Genomic DNA, 23,146 nt, shown 5'->3' on the forward strand with positions numbered 1-23,146 from the left:
AAATCGTGAATTACGTGTCGAGGTTAATCATTCGTGCAACAAGTTGCACGCTACGCATAAAATCGTGAATTACGTGTCGAGGTTAATCATTCGTGCAACAAGTTGCACGCTACGAGGGGTCAATAATCCTCCTATAATGTTGAATTTAGGTTGTCAGCCTTATTCATTATATCGCGAGGATTTTTCTGTTCATCGCTTAAAGCTATTTGGCTCCATATATGTTGCGTATGGTTTTTATAGCCAGACTTTGGCTGGATATAATAAACAAGGCTACTTCATGAAAAGTAGCCTTTTTTATGTCGATTAACTAATAAAACGTGATACAAAAAAAGCTATATTTCTAATGAAATATAGCTTTTTATAACCGACTATTTTAGATATTAAATTAAGATTTGAGCCGGTGCAGCATAACCTTGTGGAACTTGTTGTTTGTCTTCAAAGGTAACAAACTCCCACGCTTCTTGATTATCCAATACCGCTCTTAATAATTTATTATTCAAACCATGACCTGATTTGTAGGCTTTGAAATCACCAATGATATTATAACCACACATATATAAATCACCGATAGCATCTAACATTTTGTGACGAACTAATTCATCTTTAAAACGTAAACCATCTTCATTCAAAATGCGGTAATCATCAAGCACAATGGCATTATCCAAACTACCGCCTAAAGCTAAACCTTGTGACTGTAGATATTCAATATCTTTCATGAAACCAAAGGTTCTAGCGCGACTAATTTGTTGAACAAAAGCCTGCGCAGAAAAATCCATCACATAGTTACGTACATTTTTACTAATTGCCGGATGGTTGAAATCAATAGTGAAATCTAAACGGAAACCGTTATAAGGGGAGAACTCAGCCCATTTATCACCATCTTCTACGCGTACTTTTTGTTTAATACGAATAAACTTCTTCGGTGCATTTTGTTCTTCAATGCCTGCATCAAGTAATAAATAAATAAATGGACTTGCACTACCATCCATAATTGGAATTTCCGGTGCATCTACTTCAACAATCACATTATCAATACCTAATCCAGCCAATGCGGCATTAAGATGTTCAACCGTTGAAATACGCACACCTTGTTCATTCACTAAGCAAGTACAAAGCATTGTATCACGCACTGAATTTGCGTTAGCCGGGAATGTCACCGGCGGATTCAAATCAGTACGGCAATAGACCACCCCAGTATTCGGCATTGCCGGACGCAAAATCAGAGTAACTTTGTTACCACTATGCAAGCCAACACCGGTGACTTTAATGCTTTGTTTTAAGGTTCTTTGCTTAATCATAATACTCTCTATTTGTCATTATTACGCATAAAATCACGTACATTAAACAGTGAATCGACATTAGCAGGAATAGGTTTATCTTCCGGCTTTTGTTGACCACGTTCAGATACGTTATCTTGTGTTATCTGACCATAATTTGGCGCCCGAGTTCCCAAACTACCAAAGGCTGTACTAATCGGTTGAAGACCCGGTTGAGTATTTCCCTGTACTGTCTGAGGACGAGCAGGAATTTGAATTTCCGGCGTTTCAGGCTCGCCGATACCGGTCGCAACAATAGTTACACGAATTTCATCAACCATATCCGGCACTAATGTTGTACCGATAACCACGGTTGCCTCTTCCGAAGCAAATCCTCTCACGGTCTCACCTACAGCGTTGAATTCAGATAATCCCAAATCCATACCACAAGTAATATTAACTAAAACACCTTTCGCACCGGATAAATCCACACGTTCTAATAGATCGCTTTTCACGGCAATTTTTGCAGCCTCTTCAGCACGCCCCTCTCCTTGTGGACCTTGTGCTGCGCCAAAGCCAATCATTGCTTGTCCCATTTCTGACATCACGGTACGCACATCAGCGAAGTCCACGTTAATCAACCCTGGAGAGGTGATCATATCGGAAATACCGGTCACAGAATTATTCAACACATCATTTGCGGCGGAAAATGCTTGTATCAATGTGGCATTTTTTGGCATGGCCTTCGTTAATTGCTCATTAGGGATGATAATTAGAGAATCCACATATTTCGATAACTCTTTAATTCCCATTTCAGCAAACATCATCCGTTTCTTACCTTCGAATACAAACGGCTTCGTCACCACAGCGACGGTAAGAACACCTAATTCTTTTGCAATTTGAGCCACGATCGGTGCTGCACCGGTACCTGTACCACCGCCCATACCGGCAGCGATAAATACCATATCCGCACCTTCTAACATTTTACGAATGGCATCTTGATCATCTTCCGCTGCTTTACGACCGACATTTGGGTTTGCACCGGCACCTAATCCTTTCGTTGTATTCGCGCCGATTTGAACGGTTTGTTGGGCTTGACTCTTACGAAGCGCTTGAGCATCTGTATTCACAGAATAGAATTCAATCTTACCATGCTCATCGGTGTTAAATAGAGCATCGTCAGTAATCATATTACCGGCATTTTTTTGCTGCATATTTGCAACCATATGATTAATCGCGTTACCGCCGCCACCACCAACACCGACGACTTTAATCAACGCACCACTCATTTCACCAAGATCGTAATCTACCGGCTCAAACATAATTACCTATTCTCCGTTAGTGCCGACAAATTATCGGCGTATTAAACCCAAATTGTTCATATTGTAGATGAAAAATCAAAATTCTCAAAATTCCGACCGCACTTTATTAAAAATTTTTTTCATGATATTGCCACAAGCACTTAAAAATCCGCTATCGGTATGCTCCTCATTGATTGGACCTTCATCTTCATTACTATGTCCATATTGCAATAATCCAATGACTGTTGCATATTGTGGTTTATTGACGTAATCTGTAAGACCGGTAATATTTAACGGGCTACCAATACGCACTTGAGCGTGAGTACCGAATACCTCGGCGGCACATTCTTTTAAGTCTTCAATTTGTGCGCCACCACCGGTGATGACAATGCCGGCAATAAGCTCACATTTCATATTTTTAGAATCTAAGTCCGCTTTTAAATAAAGAAGTTCATTTTTAACTAAACCTAATAATTCTTTATAGCGGGCAGATGTCACCATCGAAAGTTGTTCGCGAGTCAATGTGCGCGGACCACGCCCACCAATGCTAGAGACCTCAATTTTTTTATCCGCATGATGTTTCGGTGGACAGAATGCACTACCATGATTCACTTTAATGCTTTCAGCCTCCATTCTTGAGGTCGCACAAGCATAAGCAATATCATCGGTCACACGATTACCGGCGTAAGGAATCACCTTACTAAAGCGCAATGCCCCGTTAATATACACCATAATATCCATGGTGCCGGCACCGAAATCAATTAAGCAGACGCCCAAATCTTTTTCATCTTCAGTCAATACAGAATAACTTGAAGCCAAACCGGAAAAGACAATTTTCTCCACTTTTAATTTGCAACGTTCTACCGCTTTTTTCAGATTGTTTAGCCAATCCTGATGACAAGCAATTAAATGGGTCTGTGCTTTTAAGCGCACACCTTGCAAACCCAATGGATTTTTAATATTCATTTGCTTATCAACGGCAAATTCTTGTGGAATAATGTGCAACAAAGACAACCCTTCCGGCATTTTCACCGAACTGGCTGTGTGAATCGCAGAATCAATTTCATCTTGTGTGACTTCGCCTTCGGCAATCGGCACAAAGCCATTTTCATTTAGACTTTGAATATGTTCACCGGTAATGGCTAGCGTTACGCTCATAATACGGCAGTCAGCCACCGATTCAGCCGCTTCAATGGCGCGTTGAATTGAAGTCACTACTGCATTGAGATCCGTAATGCTTCCTTTATCAATTCCTTTAGAAGGGCAACTGCCAACACCAAGCACGTTTACCACGCCATCAGGCAATACCTCACCCACCACGGCAACCACTTTTGATGTACCGACTTCCAATCCTACAATAGTCTTTGATTCCACAATTTTAGACATTTTTTAACTTCACTATTAATATTTAATTAGCATCCACCATGCCTACCGAAGCACCGGAGGCGTAACGTAAATCAACGTAAGATAATCGCTTATTTTCAGGAATTTCAATCTGTGGATAAATCGTAACGAAACGCTCGAGTTTGCTTTTCCAGTCGCCTCGCCCAAGTTTCAGTACCACATCATTATCTAATACGACTTTCCATGCACCACGCGCATCAATGGCAACCGCTTTTAAATTTAAGCCTTTTTGTTTCAAATCAGCATAAATTCTATTCCAGGCATCAAGCACTTTTTCACTTTGGAAATCCGGACCGGCTAGACGCGGGAGATGCGTATCTTTGAGTTTATTCATGGGCAGCTGGAAAACGACGCCATCATCAGAGAGAAAATCGCTTTCGTTCCAAATCGCAACAGGCTTATACTCTGTCACCCAAATGCTTAACTTATTCGGCCACATTTTTCGCACAACCGCCCCTTTTACCCAAGGCATTGTTTCAATTTGCTCACGAATAATGTCGGCATCCTGACCGAAAAAGCCTTTTAACCCACCCATTTTCAATAAAACATCACGCACATCCGCATCCGTCGTAAAGGTTGGTGTACCGACTAATGCAAATGCACTGATAGGCTTACTATCTAATTTTTCTAGAAAACTTTGCCAATTTGAATAAGAATAGAACGCGATGCCAACGCATAATAGCACAAGTAATAATTTAATTTGCACAAAAACTTTTGATTTTGGCTCACCATATCTTATATTTTGTGTGGTTTTGCGTTTTAGTAAATTCATTCCGCACTCAACTCTAAAATTTTCTCAACCAACTGTTCAAAAGAATACCCGACCGTTGCAGCTGATTTTGGGAACAAACTGTGACTCGTCATACCAGGATTCGTGTTCACCTCTACCAGACGGAACTTTCCTTCCGCATCTGCCATCACATCAATACGGCTCCAACCACGACATCCCACCACATCATAGGCCTGTTTTACTAAATGGCGAAGCTCCTGCTCACGTTCATCGCTTAACCCTGCCGGACAAAAATATTGCGTATTATCAGAAATGTATTTCGCATCATAATCATAGAACTCACCTTCCGGCACGATTTTAATGGAAGGTAACACTTCGTTATTCAGTACCGGCACAGTAAATTCATCACCGGCAAGCCATTCTTCAATCAGTACGGTGCGATCAAATTTAAGCGCAAAATCCACCGCACTTTCTAACTCTTCAATCGCTTTCACTTTGGTTAACCCCACACTAGACCCTTCTAAAGAGGGCTTCACCATCAACGGCAAGCCGAGTTTTTTGACCACTGACTCAGGGTTTAAGGTTGCTCGATTTTCCACTGTCACGATTTCCATCTCAGCAACCGGCAGACCAAAGGCTTTCCATAACATTTTCGTGCGCATTTTATCCATGGTCAGCGCAGACGCCATCACACCGCAACCGGTGTAAGGAATACCGATTTGCTCCAACAACCCTTGCATCGTGCCGTCCTCACCACCGCGACCATGTAAAATATTAAACACACGATCAAAGCCTTGTTCTTTTAGTGTTGCCACCGGAAAAGTTTTCGGATCAATCGGGTGAGCATCATACCCCTGTTTACGCAACGCGTTTAATACGGCAGTTCCTGAATTTAAAGACACCTCACGTTCGGCTGAGGTTCCGCCCAATAATACGGCAATTTTTTCTTGTTTTAAGGTTTTACTCATCTCGCTATCCACTTATTCTTTTGTCCAACGTTCGACTAACTGGCGTGAAAGCTTACTCACGCTGCCGGCGCCTTGCGCCAAAATTAAATCGCCATCTTGAATAATTTGATCAAGCACATCTCCTAATTGTGTCGTATCAGACACCAAAATCGGATCCACTTTGCCAAGATTGCGAATAGAACGACATAATGCTTTACTATCAGCGCCCACAATCGGTGCCTCGCCGGCGGGATACACATCCAACATAATCAAGGCATCGACCTGAGATAAGACTTGCACAAAATCATCAAATAAATCTCGGGTGCGGGAATAACGGTGCGGTTGAAAAATCATCACAATCCGTTTATTCTCCCAACCTTGACGCGCCGCTTGAATGGTGACGCCCACTTCCGTCGGATGATGTCCATAATCGTCCACCAGCATCACTTTACCGTTCGGACGAATAAATTGCCCTAACTGATCGAAACGGCGACCAGCCCCTTGGAAATCAGCTAATGCGGCTAAAATCGCTTCGTTTTTGATGCCTTCCTCTTTAGCTACCGCTAACGCGGCCGTCGCATTTAAGGCATTATGCCGCCCCGGCACATTCAGCAAGACATCAATACGTTCACCGTTCGGACAAATCACGGTGTAATGGCCTTGGAAACCGGTTTGTTGATAATCTTCGATGCGATAATCGGCATTCTCACTGAAACCATAAGTGATCACCTGACGCCCAACTTGTGGCACCAAGCTCATTAAATCGGTATCATCGGCACATAGCACGGCTAATCCATAAAACGGCAAATTATGTAAGAAATTCACATAGGTTTGCTTCATTTCATCAAAATCACCGTGATAGGTATCCATATGATCCGGCTCAATATTGGTCACGATAGAAATCATCGGTTGCAAATGCAAGAAAGAGGCATCACTTTCATCGGCCTCGGCAATCAAATAACGGCTACGCCCTAAATGCGCATTTGTCCCGGCGGATTTCACCAAACCGCCATTCACAAAAGTCGGATCCAAACCTGCTTCTGCATAAATCATAGAAACCATCGCGGTGGTTGTTGTTTTACCGTGCGTACCGGCAACCGCAATACCATGACGGAAACGCATTAATTCCGCCAACATTTGCGCACGTTGAATAACCGGAATGCGTGCTTCTTTTGCCGCCACCACTTCAGGGTTATCATCACGAATCGCAGAAGAAATCACCACCACACTAGCACAGGTAATATTTTCTGCTTTATGCCCAATAAACACTTTGGCGCCGGCACAAGCTAAACGCTGAGTCACCGCACTTTCCGCAATATCCGAACCGGAAATATGATATCCCTCATTCAATAAAATTTCGGCAATACCACACATCCCCGCGCCACCGATACCGATAAAATGAATTTGCTTCACTCGGCGCATTTCCGGAATGATGTCTCTAATCTGTTGATGATAGTTATCCATGAATCTGTCCTTCTTACTCGGTCGCGCAAAATAATTGAAAAAACGACCGCACTTTTAATTTAATTTGCCACGTCTTCAATCACCTCAGCGACCCGCTTAGCCGCTAATGGTGTTGCCTTGCTTTTTGCCTTTAACGCCATGGCTAATAATGTTTCACGATCTGCCAACAATGGGGTTAACGCGTTCAACAGACGCACTTCGGTAAATTCCGGCTGCTCAATAATCAGCGCAGCCCCTGCATCCGCTAAATATTTGGCATTCAAAAATTGCTGACGGTCTTTATGTTGGAAAGGCACGAAAATAGCCGGTACACCGACTGCCGCCAATTCGCACACCGTCAATGCGCCAGAACGACAAATCACAATGTCCGCCCAGGCATAAGCTTCTGCCATATCATCGATAAATTCAGTCGCCACGCCATTTTGATTTGCCTGATAGATTTCCTCAATGCCTGCTAAATTGCCCTTGCCTACTTGGTGACGCACATAAATCTCCAAACCTTGGGCGCTGAGTTTCTCTGCGACTTTTGGCACAGTTTGATTTAACACGCGCGCCCCTTGGCTACCACCGACGACTAAAATACGCAAGATTTTATCACGCGCAGCAAAACGTGTTTCTGGGGCTTCGGTTTGGAATAAATCACGACGTACCGGATTTCCCACCACTTCAGCATGAGGAAAGGCATTTGGGAAGGCTTGCAACACTCGCGCAGCAATTTTGGATAACCAATTATTGGTTAATCCCGCAATGGCATTTTGTTCATGCAATACCACCGGTACGCCGCAAAGTTTTGCCGCGATACCGCCCGGGCCAGAAACATAGCCACCCATGCCTAATACCGCATTGGGTTGGTATTGTTGAATAATCTTACGCGCCTGGCACACCGCGCGCAAAATCGCAAAAGGCGCCAATAATAAACTCTTGATGCCTTTGCCGCGTAACCCTGAAATTTGGATAAATTCAATGGGAATGCCATGTTTTGGTACTAATTGGGCTTCCATACGATCTTTAGTGCCAAGCCAGCGAATTTCCCAACCTTGCTGTTGTAATTCTTGTGCAACGGCAATGGCAGGAAAAACATGTCCGCCTGTTCCACCTGCCATCACTAATAATTTTTTACCCATCTCTTTTCTCTAAAAATACTTAAAAAACCGACCGCACTTTTGGGCCTAGTCATCTCGCAATCTTGCTTGACCACCACGCATGAGGCGATTTTCGTGATCAATGCGCAGAAGCATACCAATAGTCACCGACATAATGATAATACTGGAGCCCCCGTAACTGACGAGTGGAAAGGTAAGCCCTTTGGTCGGTAACATCCCCAGCGCCATCCCTAAATTCACAAAGCCTTGGAAGAAAAGCCAAAAACTGATCCCGAAAGCCAAAAAGCCTTTAAAACGCTGTTCTAGAATTAAGGACTCACGCCCAATTTTCATGGCGCGAAAAACCAATAAGCCAAGTAGCGCAATAATAATAAAAATCCCAAAAAAGCCGAACTCTTCGCCCACAATCGCCATGACGAAGTCAGTGTGTGCTTCCGGCAAATATTCCAATTTCAATACGGAATTGCCTAACCCTTCGCCGAAAAAGCCACCACGACCGAATGCCATTAACGAGTTAGATAATTGAAAACCGGTACCGTAAGGGTCTTTGAAAGGATCCATAAAGCCGGTAATCCGTTTTAGACGGTATGCGGATGTCAGCACCAACCACACAAACAGCAACAAGCCCACGCCAATTAACCCGATAAACTGCCAAAAGTTGGCACCTACGATAAATAATAGGCCAAAGGTGATAATAAATAAGACAACGGCACTGCCCAAGTCTGGTTGTACTAAAAGGAAACAGCCCATCACGCCCATCACGATAAAAGGCTTGAACGCACTTAATTTGCGACTCCGCACTTCATCATAACGTCGGGTAAAATAACTGGCGAGGAAACAGGTTAAGGCTAACTTAGCAAATTCCGCCGGTTGGAAATTAAATAAAACCATCGGGATCCAACGGCGTGCACCATTCACTTCCCGTCCGATCCCAGGAATCATCACGAGAAAAAGCAACACCAAAGCCACGCCAAAGAGTTTAACATGCCATTTTTCCCACTTTTCCATGGGAATTTGTAGCGCAAAATAACAGGTCACACAGGAAAGGATAATGTAAAGCACATCGCGCTTGGCAAAATAGAACGCATCACTATACAAACGGGTCCCCACCGGAATAGAGGCTGAGGATACTGCCAATAGCCCAATTAATAGCAAGATTAAATACAACCAAAGCAACGTGCGGTCGTACAACGAACTGCTTGGCGTTACGGTGGTTGCTTGCACGCTACGCGCTTTAAACTGATCCCAAAATCCCATGTATTTTCCTCATCTGTCCTAACTTAGTGATGAGCTTAACTGTGCCAATCGCGTGAACTCTTCACCGCGTGCTTCAAAACACGGAAATTGATCCAAACTGGCACACGCCGGGGATAACAACACCATGTCGCCTGCTTGTAATTGCGGACGGATTGCCGCGATGGCTTGTTCCATGGTGTCGAATAAGCGGCTTTGTGAGGTAAGATCCGCTAACGCTTTGCCATCACGGCCAAAGCAATAACAATAAATATGCGGCTGATTAATTAAGGTTGCCAGAGCTGAAAAATCTGCGCCTTTGCCATCGCCACCTAACAATAAATAGAGTTTCCCGGCGACCTGTAAACCGGTTAATGCAGCAACCGTACTACCGACATTGGTTGCTTTTGAATCATTGATCCAACGCACGCCGTTCGCCATATGCGCCACTTGGAAACGGTGTTCCAAGCCACCGAACTCGCGAAGTGCGGTCTGAATTCCCAACAAATTAATGCCGGCAGCTTGCGCCAAGGCAATCGCAGCCAAGGCATTCATGTAATTATGGCGACCGGTTAATTTCATTTCATCACAAGCTAAAATCACCTCATCACGCGCCATTAAATAGGTTTTCCGGTTTTCGTTTTTCAGCCAATAATCCGCATGATGTTCCGCAAAACTCACTTGTTTTTCCGGGTGTTGCGTAGTTGGCAGGGTGAGCGGGTCTTCTCCGTTAACCACCGCCGTTTGGCAATTATCGTAGATTTTTAATTTCGCCTGGCGATAATCCTGTAAATCCACGTAACGATTCATATGATCTTCGGTGACGTTCAACACCGTTGCCGCCACGGTTTTTAGCGAATAGGTGGTTTCTAACTGGAAGCTGGAAAGCTCCAAAACGTAAATATCATGTGATTGATTTAAGAGAGAAAGCGCAGGAATGCCGATATTACCGCCCATGCCAACGCTTAATCCGGCGGCTTTTGCCATTTCTGCAACCAATGTGGTCACGGTGCTTTTGCCGTTGGAACCGGTAATCGCCACAATCGGTTTATCCGCTTCTCGACAGAACAGCTCAATATCGCCGACGACTTCGACACCGGCTTGAAGTGCGGTCTGAATTTCAGGCGTTTTTACCGCAAGACCCGGGCTAATTACGATCAAATCGCTTTCTAACAGCCATTGCTGGTTTAAACTGCCGGTATGCAGAGGAATGGCTTTATCAAGTTGTTCTGCCCCTGCCGGTGCATTGCGCGTATCCATGACACGAACTTCCGCGTGCTTAGCGCGCAGAAAATCAACACAGGATAACCCTGTTTTGCCCAGTCCGATAACAGTGACTTTTTTATCTTGATATTGCATGAAATTCTCTCTCAAAAATGACCGCGCTTTTAGGTATGATTAACGTAGTTTTAAGGTCACTAAACCAATTAATACCAGCATTAAGGAAATGATCCAGAAACGCACAATAACACGTGGCTCCGGCCAGCCTTTTTTCTCGAAATGATGATGAATCGGTGCCATCAGGAAAATGCGTTGTTTGTTACGCAATTTGTAGGAACCCACTTGTAAAATCACGGACAGCGTTTCCATGACGAACACACCGCCCATGATCAGTAATAAAAATTCTTGGCGAACTAAGACGGCAATCACACCTAACGCGCCGCCCAAGGCCAATGAGCCGACATCGCCCATAAACACTTGCGCCGGGTAAGTGTTAAACCACAAGAAGCCAAGACCGGCGCCCACAATGGCAGTACAGAATACCACTAACTCAGCACTAAATTTAATGTACGGAATGTGTAAATATTCAGCGAAGTTAATGTTCCCGGTTGCCCATGCCACCAATGCAAATGCACCGGCGACCATGATGGTCGGCACAATCGCCAAACCATCTAACCCATCCGTTAAGTTCACGGCATTACTGGAACCGACAATCACAAAATAAGCTAATACAATATAGAAAATGCCTAGCTGAGGCATCACCGTTTTAAAGAACGGCACGACAAGGCGTGTCGCATCGGTATCTTGCCCCATGGCATACATACCAAACACAGCCACCAATGCCACCACAGACAGCCAAAAATATTTCCAACGCGCCACTAAGCCGTCTGTGCTTTTACGGGTAATTTTACGGTAATCGTCCACAAAGCCGACAGCGCCGTAGCCGAATAAAACAAACAAGCTAAACCAAACATAGGGGTTTCTTAAATCCGCCCATAATAATGTACTCACACCAATGGCAAAGAGAATCATGACACCGCCCATGGTCGGCGTCCCTTTTTTGGCAAAGTGACTTTCAGGGCCGTCATCACGTACGACTTGACCAAACTTCAATAATTGCAAGCGACGAATAACCTTCGGGCCGATCCATAAGGACAATAAAAGTGCCGTGAGCAACGCTAAAATAGCACGCACGGTAATATAGGAAATGACATGGAAATCAGAATTGTATTTGGTGAGAAACTCAGCAATCCAAACTAACATAAAAAATTACCCTTTAATAAATCGATCACGTCTTCCATTTTCATACTGCGTGATCCCTTCACCAAAACAACGACTTTTTGTTGTGTTAATTGTTGTTTGATAATTGGCGTTAAATAAGCGACAAGTTCTGTTTTATCGGTAAAATGACGACCTAAATTGACCGCACTTATGGCGGCACTGTCACGTCCAAATGAAATCACCAAATCCAATTTGGCAGCACGGGCGAACTCGCCCACGTCTTGATGACAAAGCGGTGTATTATCGCCTAATTCTGCCATATCACCAACAACAAAGACGCGAAAAGCGGGATATTTTTGCAACACGGAAATCGCCGATTTCATGGAACCTACGTTCGCATTATAGCTATCATCGAGGAGCAAAAGATTTTCACAAGGGACAATCGGGAACAAACGCCCTTTTACCAAGGAGGGCGTTTCCAACCCTTTTTTGACCTGCGCTAACGTCGCACCCACATTCATTGTCAGCGCTGTCGCGGCTAAAGCATTTGATACGTTGTGTTCGCCTAAATAGGGTGAATCAATCTGCACATTGCCTTGTGGCGTGTGCAATACGAAAGACGCCCCTTGTTCGGAAAATACGATGTTTTCGGCATAATAATCGGCTTTCGGATCATCGTAAGCAAAATATTGCACCGAATGATCACCAATCTCTGCCTGCCATTTTTGTGAATAGTTATGTGCCTTATTAATAATAGCGACGCCATGCTGGGTTAATCCGCGGAAAATTTCACCTTTCGCTGTTGCAACGCCGTCAAGGGAACCAAAACCTTCCAAATGGGCTGCCATGACATTATTGACTAACGCCACATCGGGCTGCGCCAAGGCGGTGGTATAGGCAATTTCACCAATATGATTGGCACCAAGTTCAATCACTGCAAATTTATGTTTTTCGGTTAAACGTAATAATGTTAGCGGAACACCGATGTCGTTATTAAAATTGCCTTGGGTAAATAAAACGTCGTCAAAATCCACCGCACTTTGTTGCAAAATAGAGGCCGTCATTTCTTTTACCGTGGTTTTGCCCGAAGATCCTGTCATCGCCACCACTTTCGGATTGATTTTCTCACGCAACCATTTGGCAAGCTGTCCTAGGGCAAGACGGCTGTCTTTCACAATTAATTGGGCAATATTGCCCTCTGTTGGATGTTCAACCACGGCGGCAACACAACCTTGTTCAGCCGCTTTCATAACGTAGTCATGTGCATCAAAATTTTCGCCTTTCAACGCAAAAAACAACCCATTGTTGACGGCTTTACGGCTGTCTGTACTCACATTTTCGACAGTCATGTTGCCATCACCGATAAGCTGTACCTCTAAAATGGAGGCGATTTGAGAGAGAGATAATGTAATCATATTTTTCGTTACTGAGATAAATAATGACGGGCAACTTCCTGATCGGAAAAATGATGCTTCGTTTTACCAATAATTTGATAGTCTTCATGCCCTTTGCCGGCAATTAAAATAACGTCATTTTCCACCGCACTTTGAATTGCCGTGGCAATGGCCTCTTCACGTTGGTGTATCACTTGCACGGCTTGCGGATGAGCAAACCCTTTTAAAATATCCGCCATGATTTGGGTGTGATCTTCTGTACGCGGGTTATCATCCGTAGCAATGACCTTATCCGCCAACTGTTCGGCAATTTTCGCCATAAGTGGACGTTTGCCACTATCGCGATCACCACCACAGCCGAAAATACACCAAAGCTTACCCTGACAATGTAACCGTGCTGCCTGTAACGCTTTTTCCAATGCGTCCGGTGTATGTGCGTAATCCACGATCACGGTCGGTTTATGCGGAGCATGCAGCATTTCCATCCGACCGCATACGCCGGTTAATTTATGTGCGCTACGAATGAGCTCGGATAAGTCATAGCCAAGCGCCAACAACGTTGCCATGACCAACAATAAATTACTGACGTTGAATGCGCCAATAAGCGCGCTTTGTAATTCACCGTTACCCCAAGAGGATTCAAATTGAATAGTGGCGCCTTTGTGATTAAAGGAGACATTCACCGCTTTCAACCATTTGGCTTGTTGGGGAACAAAATCTGCCTTGCTACTGACCGCAACCGCCTCAGGCATCTCACTTAACCATGCTGCCCCAACAGGGTCATCCGCATCAATAATCTGATGACAGCTATCCAATTCGCTGAATAAACGTTTTTTCGCCGCAGCATAATTTTCCATCGTGTGATGGTAATCAAGGTGATCACGACTTAAATTGGTGAACACCGCCGCACTGAAATGCACAGCCTCTACGCGATGTTGTACTAAACCATGCGACGACACTTCAATAGCGGCAAAATCTGCACCTTGTGCGACAAACTCCGCCAGCGAAGCTTGGATTTCCACCGCAGAACCTGTGGTATTCGTTGCTTCTTTGACTCGGCCAAATAAACCGTTACCGATGGTGCCCATCACGGCGCTGGTATGCCCTAAAATCTGTGTCCACTGCGCTAATAATTGCGCGGTTGTCGTTTTGCCATTGGTACCGGTAACACCAACCAAGGTTAAACGCTTGGAAGGCTGCCCATAAAACACATCCGCAAGATGGGATAAATGTTCGCTTAAGCGGTAAAAAGCAATCAGCGGAACCTGTTGTTCGTAGCGCACCTGAAGATGTTGCGCCTCAGAATCAGCCTCAAAAATGACCGCACTTGCGCCATTTTGCAACGCTTGCGGAATATATTGACGACCGTCGGTTTGATGTCCTTTAATTGCAACAAAAAGACAGCCGGCCTTTGCAGTTCGACTGTCTAATGTCATTTCGGTGAGATTCACATTTTCTGCGATGTGAATCCCGAGAAGATCAGTTAATCGATACATAATGTTTTCTCAATGAATGAGTGAAAAACGCTTTATTTACGCACCGCACTTTATGTTGAATTTAGTCAAATTTAATTGATTTCACTTGATTTTTTATTATTCAAACGAACAGTGCGTTTTGTTGTTTTATCCGTTTCAACGCCATCCGGCGGTACATTGTTGCTACGCAACGCATAGCTCATGATACTGGAAAATACCGGTGCGGAAATTGCACCACCATAGTACTGCCCTGCTTTCGGATCATTAATCAGCACCACCAAAGCATAACGTGGGTCGGTAATTGGTGCGATACCTGCGGTATAAGCCACATATTTATCTACATAGCGACCATTTTCCAATTTCTTCGCTGTACCGGTTTTAATACCAACACGATAGCCTTCGACCATCGCACGACCATTTTTAATCGCGACTTTTTCCATCATGTTGACGACTTCGCGTGTGATTTTTTCAGAGAACACACGTTGTCCCACGACCGGTGGATCCACTTTAGTAATAGAAAGCGGGCGATAAATACCAAAGCTACCTAAAGTGACATAAGCACGAGCAATTTGTAATGGCGTTGCATTCAAACCATAACCATAGGCTACGTTAGCACGCTCAATATCAGACCAGCGAGCACGGTTGGCATTCAATAAACCGGATTGTTCACCAATCAAACCTAAATCTGTCGGTTTGCCTAAACCGGCATTTTGATAGGTTTCCATTAAAGCACTCGGCGGCATACGTAACGCTAAACGGCTCACACCGCGGTTACTGGAGTTTTCTAAAATGCCATCTAAACTTAACTGATCACGCGGCGCCACGTCTTTAACTTCATGGCCGTTCAAGATGAGCGGGCCGGTATTAATAATTTCATCACGGCGTACCACACCACGTTGAAGTGCGGTCAAGACCACGAACGGTTTTACAGTAGAGCCCGGCTCAAAGGTATCGGTAATCGCGCGGTTACGCATTAACTCGGATTTTACTCCCACACGATTATTTGGGTTATAAGAAGGGGCATTTGCCATTGCTAAAACTTCACCGGTGCGCACGTCCACCAACACCGCCGTGCCGGATTCCGCTTTATTCTCAGTAACTGCTTTCTTAATTTCACGGTAAACCATGGATTGTAATTTTTCATCAATGCTTAAGGTCACGTCTTGCGCATCATATTTCTTCACATCAGAAATATTTTCGACAATGTTACCGAATCTATCTTTACGATATGTCATGGAACCGGATTTACCCACCAACATGGAATCGAAGCTTTTTTCAATGCCCTCAATACCTGTGCCATCAATATTGGTATAACCAATCAAATGGGCGGTTTCTTCCACGCGAGGATAAAAACGGCGCGCTTCCGATTTCAAAACGATACCGGTAATTTTTAACTCTTTTACATATTGTGCAAGGGTCGGTGAAATTTGACGAGATAAATACACAAAGCGAGATTTCGGATCTTTTTCTATCCGTTTGACCAAATTGCTATAAGAAATCCCCAAGGCTTCTGCCAATTTTTGCCAGCGTTCTTTATCTTTCAGCGCATTTTCATCAAAGATAAATTTCGGATCGGCAACGACAGAATACATCGGCACGCTAACAGACAACAGTTGGCCATTACGATCTAAAATAGAACCACGCACAAACTGAATTTCTTGTTTGCGCAAAGAACGTTTATCCGCTTCATCGATTAATGAATCGGCATTGACGATTTGAACATAGGCAGCTTGGCTAACCAGTGCGATTAATCCCAAAAGAATTAGGCTTAACACCGAAATATAACGGGCTTGTAAAAAGCTTTTTTCATAAACAACCTTCGGTTTATTCGGCTTAACCGCAGAACTGCTATGAGATGTCCCTTTTGTGGCTTTTTTGGGCTTAGGTAACTTAGAGGATTTATTAAACTTCACCATATCTCTCACATTCCATACTATTCAAGAATAACGACTTCTTGCTCTGATGTGGCACGTTGCATACCTAATTGTTTGGCAATAGCTTCTATTCTCGTGTTATCGCTGAGTGTCGCTTCTTCTAATTTTAAATTTAAAAACTCATTTTCAAGCGCTTGATGCTGCAAAACCAATTCCCCTTTTTCCGCCACCAAACCACGGGTTTGATGTGTAATCCAAACCGTCCCAAGGGCGCTAGCGGTAATGGCGAATAACAAGATCAACACGAGTTTATTAGACGTAAATAAGTCTTCAATGATGATCTCTTGCAACGGGTATCTGTCATTATTCTGCAACATCAAGTTAATCTCTCTGCAATACGTAACACCGCACTTCTCGCGCGTGGATTTTGGGCAATTTCGTCCTCACTTGGCATAATCGCCTTACCGATCACTTTTAAGCGTTGATTACGTTGAATCTGATCTTCACGCAAAGGCAGGCCTTTTGGAATCGCCTCGCCTTGGCTTTGTTTCCGCATAAAATGTTTCACTATGCGATCTTCCAATGAATGGAAACTGATAATCGATAAACGCCCACCTGGCGCCAACACGGCTAATGCGGAGGCTAACACTTTTTCCAATTCATCTAACTCGGCATTGATAAAAATGCGGATCGCTTGAAAACTGCGGGTTGCCGGATGTTTATGTTTATCTTTAAATGGCACGGTTTGAGCAATTAATTCAGCAAGCTGCAAGGTACACGTTAAACATTCACCGCCATTTTGAACCGCACTTTTATTGTAATCGACAATAGCTTTGGCGATTTTCTTGGCAAAACGCTCTTCACCAAAGGTTTTTAACACCCACGCTAAATCCTGTTCTGAAACCTGCTGTAACCACTCAGCCGCAGACAATCCTTGACTGTTATCCATACGCATATCTAACGGCCCGTCTTTCATAAAACTGAAGCCACGCGCGGCATCGTCTAATTGCGGAGAAGACACGCCAAGATCAAGCAAAATCCCGTCAATTTTGCCAACTAAACCTAATTTTTCACAAATCGGTAAAATTTCAGAAAAGGTATTGTGTTCAATGTGAAAACGTGGATCTTGAATTTTTTTGGCTTCTGCGACAGCTTTAGGATCGCGATCAATGGCAATTAATTTGCCATTGTCAGCTAACTTGGAGAGGATTAAGCGGGAATGTCCGCCTCGACCGAATGTCCCATCAATGTAAATGCCATTTTCTTTCAATGCCAACCCTTCAACGGTTTCATGTAACAAAACGGTTGAATGTTCAGCTGACGAAAATGTATTTAAAAGGGCCATACATGACTACCAAGGGTACATAAAGTTACAATCTAAAAAGAAGATAGAGCGGCATAATCGCCGCTTATCTTTGCTAGTGCCGCTGTTCCTTGAGTTTGACTCTTATAATGACAGCGTTTTTAATTTTTCCGATAGCGCAAAGGTCTCTGTTGCGCCCAGTGCCATATCTTGTTCCACTTGGGCTTGCCATTCGGCTTCGCTCCAAATTTCAAATTTATTCAACTGCCCGACCAACATAATGGACTTTTCCAATTTCGCGTGTTGGCGCAACGGACCGCTGATCAAAATTCGGCCGGCACTGTCTAATTCACATTCCGTTGCGTATCCCAACATCACTCGCTGTAGGCTGCGTTGTACGGGGTCAAAGTTGGAAAGCTCAAGCAGTTTTTGTTCAATTATCTCCCATTCTTGGAGAGGATAAAGTAATAAACAAGGTTGACGAATATCCACGGTGCAAACCATTTGCCCTTGATTTTGTTCCAAAAGCTCGGCGCGATAGCGGGTCGGGATAGCAAGCCTACCCTTCGCATCTAAATTGACTGCCGACGCTCCACGAAACATGAATTCACCTTTTATTCTCTTTATCGGTGTTCGGTTTATTTGCTTAGGATTTGGGATTTTGATCCAAAATTCACCACAAAAAAACACTTTTCACCACTTTGAGCTAAGTTTATTATTTGTTTAATTAAGTTGCAAGCGGTTTCATGGCTTCTGTGACCTCTCTCTTCAAATTTTTATACGCTCGTTCGTCTATCTCCGTTCTTACCCGATTTTATCCATCGGAACGCATGACAGCATGGCGTTAAAGGTATATTGTTATGAGGTATTCAACATAGCCACAAACGCCCTTTTGCGTTTAACACAGATCCGCGGATAAAAACCACCATCAACACTTTATGTTATGCAAACAGAACATCATTTTCGCATGATAAAAATGCAAATTCTCCGCCGCTTGCATTATGGTATGCAGTTGGCGGAAGACTACTTCAAACACCCTTTTCATTTTCCGCAAATTCATTATGAATTAAGAGGAATAAAAGCCGGTGTCGCTTATTTACAAAAAAACGCCATCAGTTTTAACCGCACTTTGATGTTAGAAAATCCGCAAGAATTCATTCAGCAGGTCTCCTTACATGAACTCGCTCATCTCGTTGTTTATCAACATTTCGGCCATGTTCAGCCGCACGGCAAAGAATGGCGATTTGTCATGAAGGAGATTTTTCATTTACCGGCCGATACCTGCCATCAGTTTGATCTCTCTTCCGTGCAAGGCAAAACCTTTACTTACCGCTGCGCCTGTCAAACGCACCAATTAACCATTCGCCGACACAATAAAATCCAACGTGAAAGTGCGGTCTATTTTTGCCGCAAATGTAAAACACGGCTGAATTTTGTCGGCGACTGATATACTCCCCCAATCACAATGAATTAACCTATTTAGGGTTGCCATATGTGTCGCAGTCATCCCTCATCTGCACTATGGATTATTTTAAAAATAAGCGTAGAATGCGCTTCCTTTAACCTGATTCAAACACACACGCCCGACGATTTCGCCTCGTCAGCGAGGGTAATAAGTAAAAGATGATTAGCGTTTTTGATATGTTTAAAATCGGTATCGGCCCCTCCAGTTCGCACACGGTTGGCCCGATGAAAGCCGGTAAACAATTTATTGATGATTTAATTGAATGTCACCTACTGGAAAAAACCACGCACATTCAAGTGGATGTTTACGGTTCGTTATCCATGACCGGCTTCGGCCACAGCACCGATATTGCGATTATCATGGGATTAGCCGGCTACTTACCTCATAACGTAGATATTGAAGCGATTCCCGGTTTTATTGCCAAGGTAAACAAAACCGCTAAATTGCCTTTAGCTGAGGGCAAACAAGTGGCTAACTTCGATCCGGCAACGGACATGATTTTTCATAAAACCTTCTTGCCCTTACACGAAAACGGCATGACCATTACGGCATTGGCCGACACGGCGGTGTTGTATAAACAAACGTATTACTCCATTGGCGGCGGTTTTATTGTGGATGAAGCGCATTTTAACCAACAAGAAGACCATCAAATCGACGTGCCTTACCCTTATACAAATGCAGCGGATATTTTACGTCATTGCCAAGAAAGCGGCCTTTCTCTGTCCAGTTTAGTCATGAAAAATGAACTGGCTTTACACAGTAAAGCGGAACTGGAGAATCATTTACACCAAGTGTGGCAAACCATGAAAGCCTGTATTCATCGTGGTTTGCATACGGAAGGCGTCTTGCCGGGGCCATTAAAAGTTGCTCGACGCGCAGCGACGTTATATCGAATGCTAAAAGCGAACAACGAATTATCTAACGATCCGATGCGGGTAATTGACTGGATCAATATGTTTGCGTTAGCCGTTAATGAAGAAAATGCCGCAGGCGGACGCGTCGTTACCGCACCGACAAATGGCGCTTGTGGCATCGTGCCGGCGGTGCTGGCTTATTACGAAAAATTTGTCGGCACATTAACCAATGAAATCGTTGAACGTTATTTATTAACCTGTAGCGTGATCGGATCGTTATATAAAATGAACGCCTCCATTTCCGGTGCAGAGGTGGGATGTCAAGGCGAAGTGGGAGTCGCTTGCTCCATGGCAGCCGCCGGTTTATCGGAAATCCTTGGTGGCAGCCCTGAACAAGTGTGTATCGCCGCAGAAATCGCCATGGAACACAATCTGGGACTCACCTGTGATCCGGTCGGCGGACAAGTTCAAGTGCCTTGCATTGAACGTAATGCTATCGCTTCGGTGAAAGCCATTAATGCCAGTCGTATGGCTTTACGCCGTACCACCAGCCCACGCGTGAGTTTGGATAAAGTGATTGAAACCATGTACGAAACCGGGAAAGACATGAACGCGAAATACCGCGAAACTGCCACAGGCGGCCTGGCCATTAAAGTCATCTGTTCATAACAAAAAAACGATCGCCTAAAAGTGCGGTCTTTTTTTCTGGTGTTTTCCCTTTCGCGATTAAGGAGATTTAAATCGTCTCTTTTAAACCCGTTTTTCGTTATTTGCGTCGTAAAATTAAAAAACGGCAATCATAAGGGTTCTGCTCATCGGCAGGTCGCCATTGCTCAAACTCAATCTCCCATTCATCATATGCAATCTGTGGGAAAAACGTGTCACCCGCCAATTCCGTTTGAATTTCCGTTAAATATAAACGGTTTGCCAAAGGTATCGCTTGTTTAAAAAGCTGCCCACCGCCAAGGATCATCAGTTCTTGAGAATCACCTGCAAAATCGACCGCACTTTCCATACTGTCTTTCCACAGCACGCCTTCATGAATAAAGGGTTGGCGAGACAATACGATATTGGTTCGCTTGGGTAACGGACGACCAATGCTTTCAAAGGTTTTTCGTCCCATAATCACAGGTTTTCCTAAGGTATTTTGACGAAACCACGCCAAATCCGCCGGCAAATGCCACGGTATTTTGTTCTCTTGCCCGATCACATGATTTTTTGTCATGGCAACAATGAGACTTAATGTCATCGTTATTTATTCCTCAATTTAATAAGGTGAATACTATAGCATAATTTTATCATTGCCTTTGCGGTTATTGTCAATCGTCACCGAATAAAATCATGCATAAGCCTATTGCATAATTATGCACAAAATAATAATATATTTTCATTCCAACAATGATTTGATACAAGAGCAGAAGTCACAATGACAATTAGTGTTAAAAACCTGAATTTTTTCTATGGTGCCAATCAGGCCTTATTCGATATCAATTTAACCGCTGATGACGGCGATGTGGTGGTGCTATTAGGCCCGAGCGGTGCCGGCAAAAGCACCTTAATTCGTACACTAAATTTACTGGAAGTGCCACAATCGGGCGAATTGAGCATTGCCAATAATCAATTTGATTTATCAGCCAATAATGACCCGAAACAAATTCGCCAACTGCGTCGTGATGTCGGCATGGTATTCCAACAGTATCATTTATGGCCGCACATGACTGTGTTGCAAAACCTCATTGAAGCGCCGATGAAAATTCTTGGCACAAGCGAAACGGAAGCCAAACAACAGGCGATGGAACTGTTGCAGCGTTTACGTTTGGCAGAACACGCGGCGCGTTTTCCACTCCATTTATCCGGTGGTCAACAACAGCGTGTGGCTATTGCGCGCGCATTAATGATGAAACCGCAAGTGCTGTTATTTGATGAACCGACAGCCGCGCTGGATCCGGAAATTACCGCGCAAATCGTCTCCATTATTGAGGAATTGCAACAAACAGGCATTACCCAAGTGATTGTCACCCATGAAGTCAATGTCGCGAAAAAAGTGGCGACCAAAGTCGTGTACATGGAACGAGGTCATATTATCGAAATTGGCGACAACAGTTGCTTTGAACAACCTAAAACCGAACAGTTTAAACAGTATTTATCACACAACATTTAACCTAGAAGGAGAAACATGATGAAAAAATTACTTTTAACCGCCCTACTCGCCGGCACCGCACTTGCAACCAACGCACAAGAAATCACTTTTGCAATGGAACCAAGCTATCCGCCATTTGAAACCACAAACGAAAAAGGCGAAATCATTGGTTTTGACGTGGATATCGCCAATGCCGTTTGTCAACAAATTCAAGCAACCTGCCACTTTAAAAGCCAAGCATTCGATGCGTTGATTCCAAGTTTAAAAGCCAAACGTTTTGACGCGTCCATTTCCGCCATTGACATTACGGATGCACGTGCAAAACAAGTTGCCTTTTCTCAACCTTACTACGACAGCTCGGCAAGCTACGTTGCACTAACAGGCAAAGGCGATTTAACCAAAGTGAAAAATGTAGGAGTACAAAACGGTACCACCTTCCAACAATATACGGCGGCAGAAACAAAACAATATGACATCAAAGCCTATGCCAGCTTACAAGATGCGGTTTTGGATTTAAAAAACGGACGTATTGACGTGATTTTTGGCGATACAGCCGTGCTTGCCGATATGATCAAAAAAGAACCTGAAATCCAATTTGTCGGTGAGAAAGTGACCAATAAAAAATATTTTGGTAATGGCTTAGGCATTGCCGTCAATAAATCCTCTAAAGAATTATTAGATAACTTAAACAAAGGGTTAGATTCCATCAAAGCCAGTGGCGAATACCAAAAAATCTATGATAAATGGATGACAAAATAATT

21 protein-coding genes are annotated in these 23,146 nt (G+C 43.8%); 4 read left to right on the forward strand and 17 right to left on the reverse strand.

From position 1 onward, the window contains the following. Positions 1-380: 380 nt before the first annotated feature. The 16 genes from lpxC to mraZ all read right to left on the reverse strand — a co-directional run bounded on the left by lpxC (position 381) and on the right by mraZ (position 18,529). Positions 381-1,298: a UDP-3-O-acyl-N-acetylglucosamine deacetylase gene (lpxC, locus tag Q0203_RS00360; protein WP_297928721.1), complete on the reverse strand. Its 918-nt coding sequence runs from the start codon at positions 1,296-1,298 to the stop codon at positions 381-383. Positions 1,299-1,306: 8 nt separating this feature from the next. After that, positions 1,307-2,578, reverse strand: coding sequence for a cell division protein FtsZ (ftsZ, locus tag Q0203_RS00365; protein ID WP_021617059.1), 1,272 nt, complete (start codon positions 2,576-2,578; stop codon positions 1,307-1,309). Positions 2,579-2,662: 84 nt separating this feature from the next. Continuing rightward, positions 2,663-3,943 (reverse strand): cell division protein FtsA, encoded by a 1,281-nt coding sequence (gene ftsA / locus Q0203_RS00370; RefSeq protein WP_021617060.1) that lies wholly within the window; start codon positions 3,941-3,943, stop codon positions 2,663-2,665. A 22-nt stretch (positions 3,944-3,965) separates the two neighbouring features. Beyond that, complete coding sequence (locus tag Q0203_RS00375) at positions 3,966-4,733, reverse strand: cell division protein FtsQ/DivIB (protein WP_297928724.1); 768 nt, start codon at positions 4,731-4,733, stop codon at positions 3,966-3,968. Continuing rightward, the gene (locus tag Q0203_RS00380; protein WP_033002793.1) at positions 4,730-5,659 is read right to left on the reverse strand and encodes a D-alanine--D-alanine ligase; all 930 of its coding nucleotides are present in this window, start codon (positions 5,657-5,659) and stop codon (positions 4,730-4,732) included. Before Q0203_RS00380 ends, Q0203_RS00375 begins: the two co-directional genes overlap by 4 nt. A gap of 12 nt (positions 5,660-5,671) precedes the next feature. Continuing rightward, positions 5,672-7,102: a UDP-N-acetylmuramate--L-alanine ligase gene (gene murC, locus Q0203_RS00385; protein ID WP_297928727.1), complete on the reverse strand. Its 1,431-nt coding sequence runs from the start codon at positions 7,100-7,102 to the stop codon at positions 5,672-5,674. Positions 7,103-7,161: 59 nt separating this feature from the next. Further along, positions 7,162-8,226 carry an undecaprenyldiphospho-muramoylpentapeptide beta-N-acetylglucosaminyltransferase gene (gene murG / locus Q0203_RS00390; protein WP_297928729.1) on the reverse strand — a complete coding sequence of 355 codons (1,065 nt, stop codon included), beginning with the start codon at positions 8,224-8,226 and terminating at the stop codon, positions 7,162-7,164. Positions 8,227-8,271: 45 nt separating this feature from the next. Next, entirely contained in the window at positions 8,272-9,462 is a 1,191-nt protein-coding gene (gene ftsW, locus Q0203_RS00395; RefSeq protein WP_297928731.1) for a putative lipid II flippase FtsW, read from the reverse strand. A gap of 18 nt (positions 9,463-9,480) precedes the next feature. Then, positions 9,481-10,797: a UDP-N-acetylmuramoyl-L-alanine--D-glutamate ligase gene (murD, locus tag Q0203_RS00400; RefSeq protein ID WP_297928732.1), complete on the reverse strand. Its 1,317-nt coding sequence runs from the start codon at positions 10,795-10,797 to the stop codon at positions 9,481-9,483. A 39-nt stretch (positions 10,798-10,836) separates the two neighbouring features. Beyond that, on the reverse strand, positions 10,837-11,922 hold the full coding sequence (mraY, locus tag Q0203_RS00405) for a phospho-N-acetylmuramoyl-pentapeptide-transferase (RefSeq protein WP_021617067.1): 1,086 nt from the start codon (positions 11,920-11,922) through the stop codon (positions 10,837-10,839). Beyond that, positions 11,916-13,295: a UDP-N-acetylmuramoyl-tripeptide--D-alanyl-D-alanine ligase gene (gene murF / locus Q0203_RS00410; RefSeq protein WP_297928735.1), complete on the reverse strand. Its 1,380-nt coding sequence runs from the start codon at positions 13,293-13,295 to the stop codon at positions 11,916-11,918. Before murF ends, mraY begins: the two co-directional genes overlap by 7 nt. A gap of 8 nt (positions 13,296-13,303) precedes the next feature. Next, complete coding sequence (gene murE, locus Q0203_RS00415) at positions 13,304-14,770, reverse strand: UDP-N-acetylmuramoyl-L-alanyl-D-glutamate--2,6-diaminopimelate ligase (RefSeq protein WP_297928737.1); 1,467 nt, start codon at positions 14,768-14,770, stop codon at positions 13,304-13,306. A gap of 71 nt (positions 14,771-14,841) precedes the next feature. Beyond that, the gene (gene ftsI, locus Q0203_RS00420) at positions 14,842-16,665 is read right to left on the reverse strand and encodes a peptidoglycan glycosyltransferase FtsI (protein ID WP_296026594.1); all 1,824 of its coding nucleotides are present in this window, start codon (positions 16,663-16,665) and stop codon (positions 14,842-14,844) included. Between the two features lie 17 nt (positions 16,666-16,682). Further along, positions 16,683-17,000 carry a cell division protein FtsL gene (gene ftsL, locus Q0203_RS00425; RefSeq protein WP_021617071.1) on the reverse strand — a complete coding sequence of 106 codons (318 nt, stop codon included), beginning with the start codon at positions 16,998-17,000 and terminating at the stop codon, positions 16,683-16,685. Beyond that, complete coding sequence (gene rsmH / locus Q0203_RS00430) at positions 17,000-17,968, reverse strand: 16S rRNA (cytosine(1402)-N(4))-methyltransferase RsmH (RefSeq protein WP_297928740.1); 969 nt, start codon at positions 17,966-17,968, stop codon at positions 17,000-17,002. The genes ftsL and rsmH overlap by 1 nt, the downstream gene beginning before the upstream one ends. A gap of 102 nt (positions 17,969-18,070) precedes the next feature. Beyond that, positions 18,071-18,529, reverse strand: coding sequence for a division/cell wall cluster transcriptional repressor MraZ (gene mraZ / locus Q0203_RS00435; RefSeq protein WP_295973526.1), 459 nt, complete (start codon positions 18,527-18,529; stop codon positions 18,071-18,073). Between the two features lie 340 nt (positions 18,530-18,869). Between mraZ and Q0203_RS00440 the strand changes: the two genes are divergently transcribed. Together Q0203_RS00440 and Q0203_RS00445 are read left to right on the forward strand one after the other, a co-directional pair. Next, complete coding sequence (locus Q0203_RS00440) at positions 18,870-19,373, forward strand: SprT family zinc-dependent metalloprotease (RefSeq protein WP_297928742.1); 504 nt, start codon at positions 18,870-18,872, stop codon at positions 19,371-19,373. A 176-nt stretch (positions 19,374-19,549) separates the two neighbouring features. Next, a complete protein-coding gene (locus Q0203_RS00445) occupies positions 19,550-20,914 on the forward strand; it encodes an L-serine ammonia-lyase (RefSeq protein ID WP_297928744.1) in 1,365 nt (454 codons plus the stop codon). 97 nt (positions 20,915-21,011) lie between these two features. On the opposite strand, the gene folA is transcribed toward Q0203_RS00445, so the two are convergent. Further along, the gene (gene folA, locus Q0203_RS00450) at positions 21,012-21,494 is read right to left on the reverse strand and encodes a type 3 dihydrofolate reductase (RefSeq protein WP_297928745.1); all 483 of its coding nucleotides are present in this window, start codon (positions 21,492-21,494) and stop codon (positions 21,012-21,014) included. 177 nt (positions 21,495-21,671) lie between these two features. On the opposite strand from folA, the gene artP reads away from it, so the two are divergent. After that, positions 21,672-22,406 (forward strand): arginine ABC transporter ATP-binding protein ArtP, encoded by a 735-nt coding sequence (gene artP, locus Q0203_RS00455; protein WP_296026580.1) that lies wholly within the window; start codon positions 21,672-21,674, stop codon positions 22,404-22,406. Between the two features lie 18 nt (positions 22,407-22,424). After that, a complete protein-coding gene (locus Q0203_RS00460) occupies positions 22,425-23,144 on the forward strand; it encodes a lysine/arginine/ornithine ABC transporter substrate-binding protein (protein ID WP_297928747.1) in 720 nt (239 codons plus the stop codon). Positions 23,145-23,146: the final 2 nt, after the last annotated feature.

This window comes from uncultured Aggregatibacter sp., from assembly GCF_938046485.1.
In the GTDB taxonomy this organism is placed as follows: domain Bacteria; phylum Pseudomonadota; class Gammaproteobacteria; order Enterobacterales; family Pasteurellaceae; genus Aggregatibacter.

Coding starts and splice junctions, on each gene's coding strand:
- lpxC (WP_297928721.1), bottom strand. CDS start 1,298: ATGATTAAGCAAAGAACCTTAAAACAAAGCATTAAAGTCACCGGTGTT.
- ftsZ (WP_021617059.1), bottom strand. CDS start 2,578: ATGTTTGAGCCGGTAGATTACGATCTTGGTGAAATGAGTGGTGCGTTG.
- ftsA (WP_021617060.1), bottom strand. CDS start 3,943: ATGTCTAAAATTGTGGAATCAAAGACTATTGTAGGATTGGAAGTCGGT.
- Q0203_RS00375 (WP_297928724.1), bottom strand. CDS start 4,733: ATGAATTTACTAAAACGCAAAACCACACAAAATATAAGATATGGTGAG.
- Q0203_RS00380 (WP_033002793.1), bottom strand. CDS start 5,659: ATGAGTAAAACCTTAAAACAAGAAAAAATTGCCGTATTATTGGGCGGA.
- murC (WP_297928727.1), bottom strand. CDS start 7,102: ATGGATAACTATCATCAACAGATTAGAGACATCATTCCGGAAATGCGC.
- murG (WP_297928729.1), bottom strand. CDS start 8,226: ATGGGTAAAAAATTATTAGTGATGGCAGGTGGAACAGGCGGACATGTT.
- ftsW (WP_297928731.1), bottom strand. CDS start 9,462: ATGGGATTTTGGGATCAGTTTAAAGCGCGTAGCGTGCAAGCAACCACC.
- murD (WP_297928732.1), bottom strand. CDS start 10,797: ATGCAATATCAAGATAAAAAAGTCACTGTTATCGGACTGGGCAAAACA.
- mraY (WP_021617067.1), bottom strand. CDS start 11,922: ATGTTAGTTTGGATTGCTGAGTTTCTCACCAAATACAATTCTGATTTC.
- murF (WP_297928735.1), bottom strand. CDS start 13,295: ATGATTACATTATCTCTCTCTCAAATCGCCTCCATTTTAGAGGTACAG.
- murE (WP_297928737.1), bottom strand. CDS start 14,770: ATGTATCGATTAACTGATCTTCTCGGGATTCACATCGCAGAAAATGTG.
- ftsI (WP_296026594.1), bottom strand. CDS start 16,665: ATGGTGAAGTTTAATAAATCCTCTAAGTTACCTAAGCCCAAAAAAGCC.
- ftsL (WP_021617071.1), bottom strand. CDS start 17,000: ATGTTGCAGAATAATGACAGATACCCGTTGCAAGAGATCATCATTGAA.
- rsmH (WP_297928740.1), bottom strand. CDS start 17,968: ATGGCCCTTTTAAATACATTTTCGTCAGCTGAACATTCAACCGTTTTG.
- mraZ (WP_295973526.1), bottom strand. CDS start 18,529: ATGTTTCGTGGAGCGTCGGCAGTCAATTTAGATGCGAAGGGTAGGCTT.
- Q0203_RS00440 (WP_297928742.1), top strand. CDS start 18,870: ATGCAAACAGAACATCATTTTCGCATGATAAAAATGCAAATTCTCCGC.
- Q0203_RS00445 (WP_297928744.1), top strand. CDS start 19,550: ATGATTAGCGTTTTTGATATGTTTAAAATCGGTATCGGCCCCTCCAGT.
- folA (WP_297928745.1), bottom strand. CDS start 21,494: ATGACATTAAGTCTCATTGTTGCCATGACAAAAAATCATGTGATCGGG.
- artP (WP_296026580.1), top strand. CDS start 21,672: ATGACAATTAGTGTTAAAAACCTGAATTTTTTCTATGGTGCCAATCAG.
- Q0203_RS00460 (WP_297928747.1), top strand. CDS start 22,425: ATGAAAAAATTACTTTTAACCGCCCTACTCGCCGGCACCGCACTTGCA.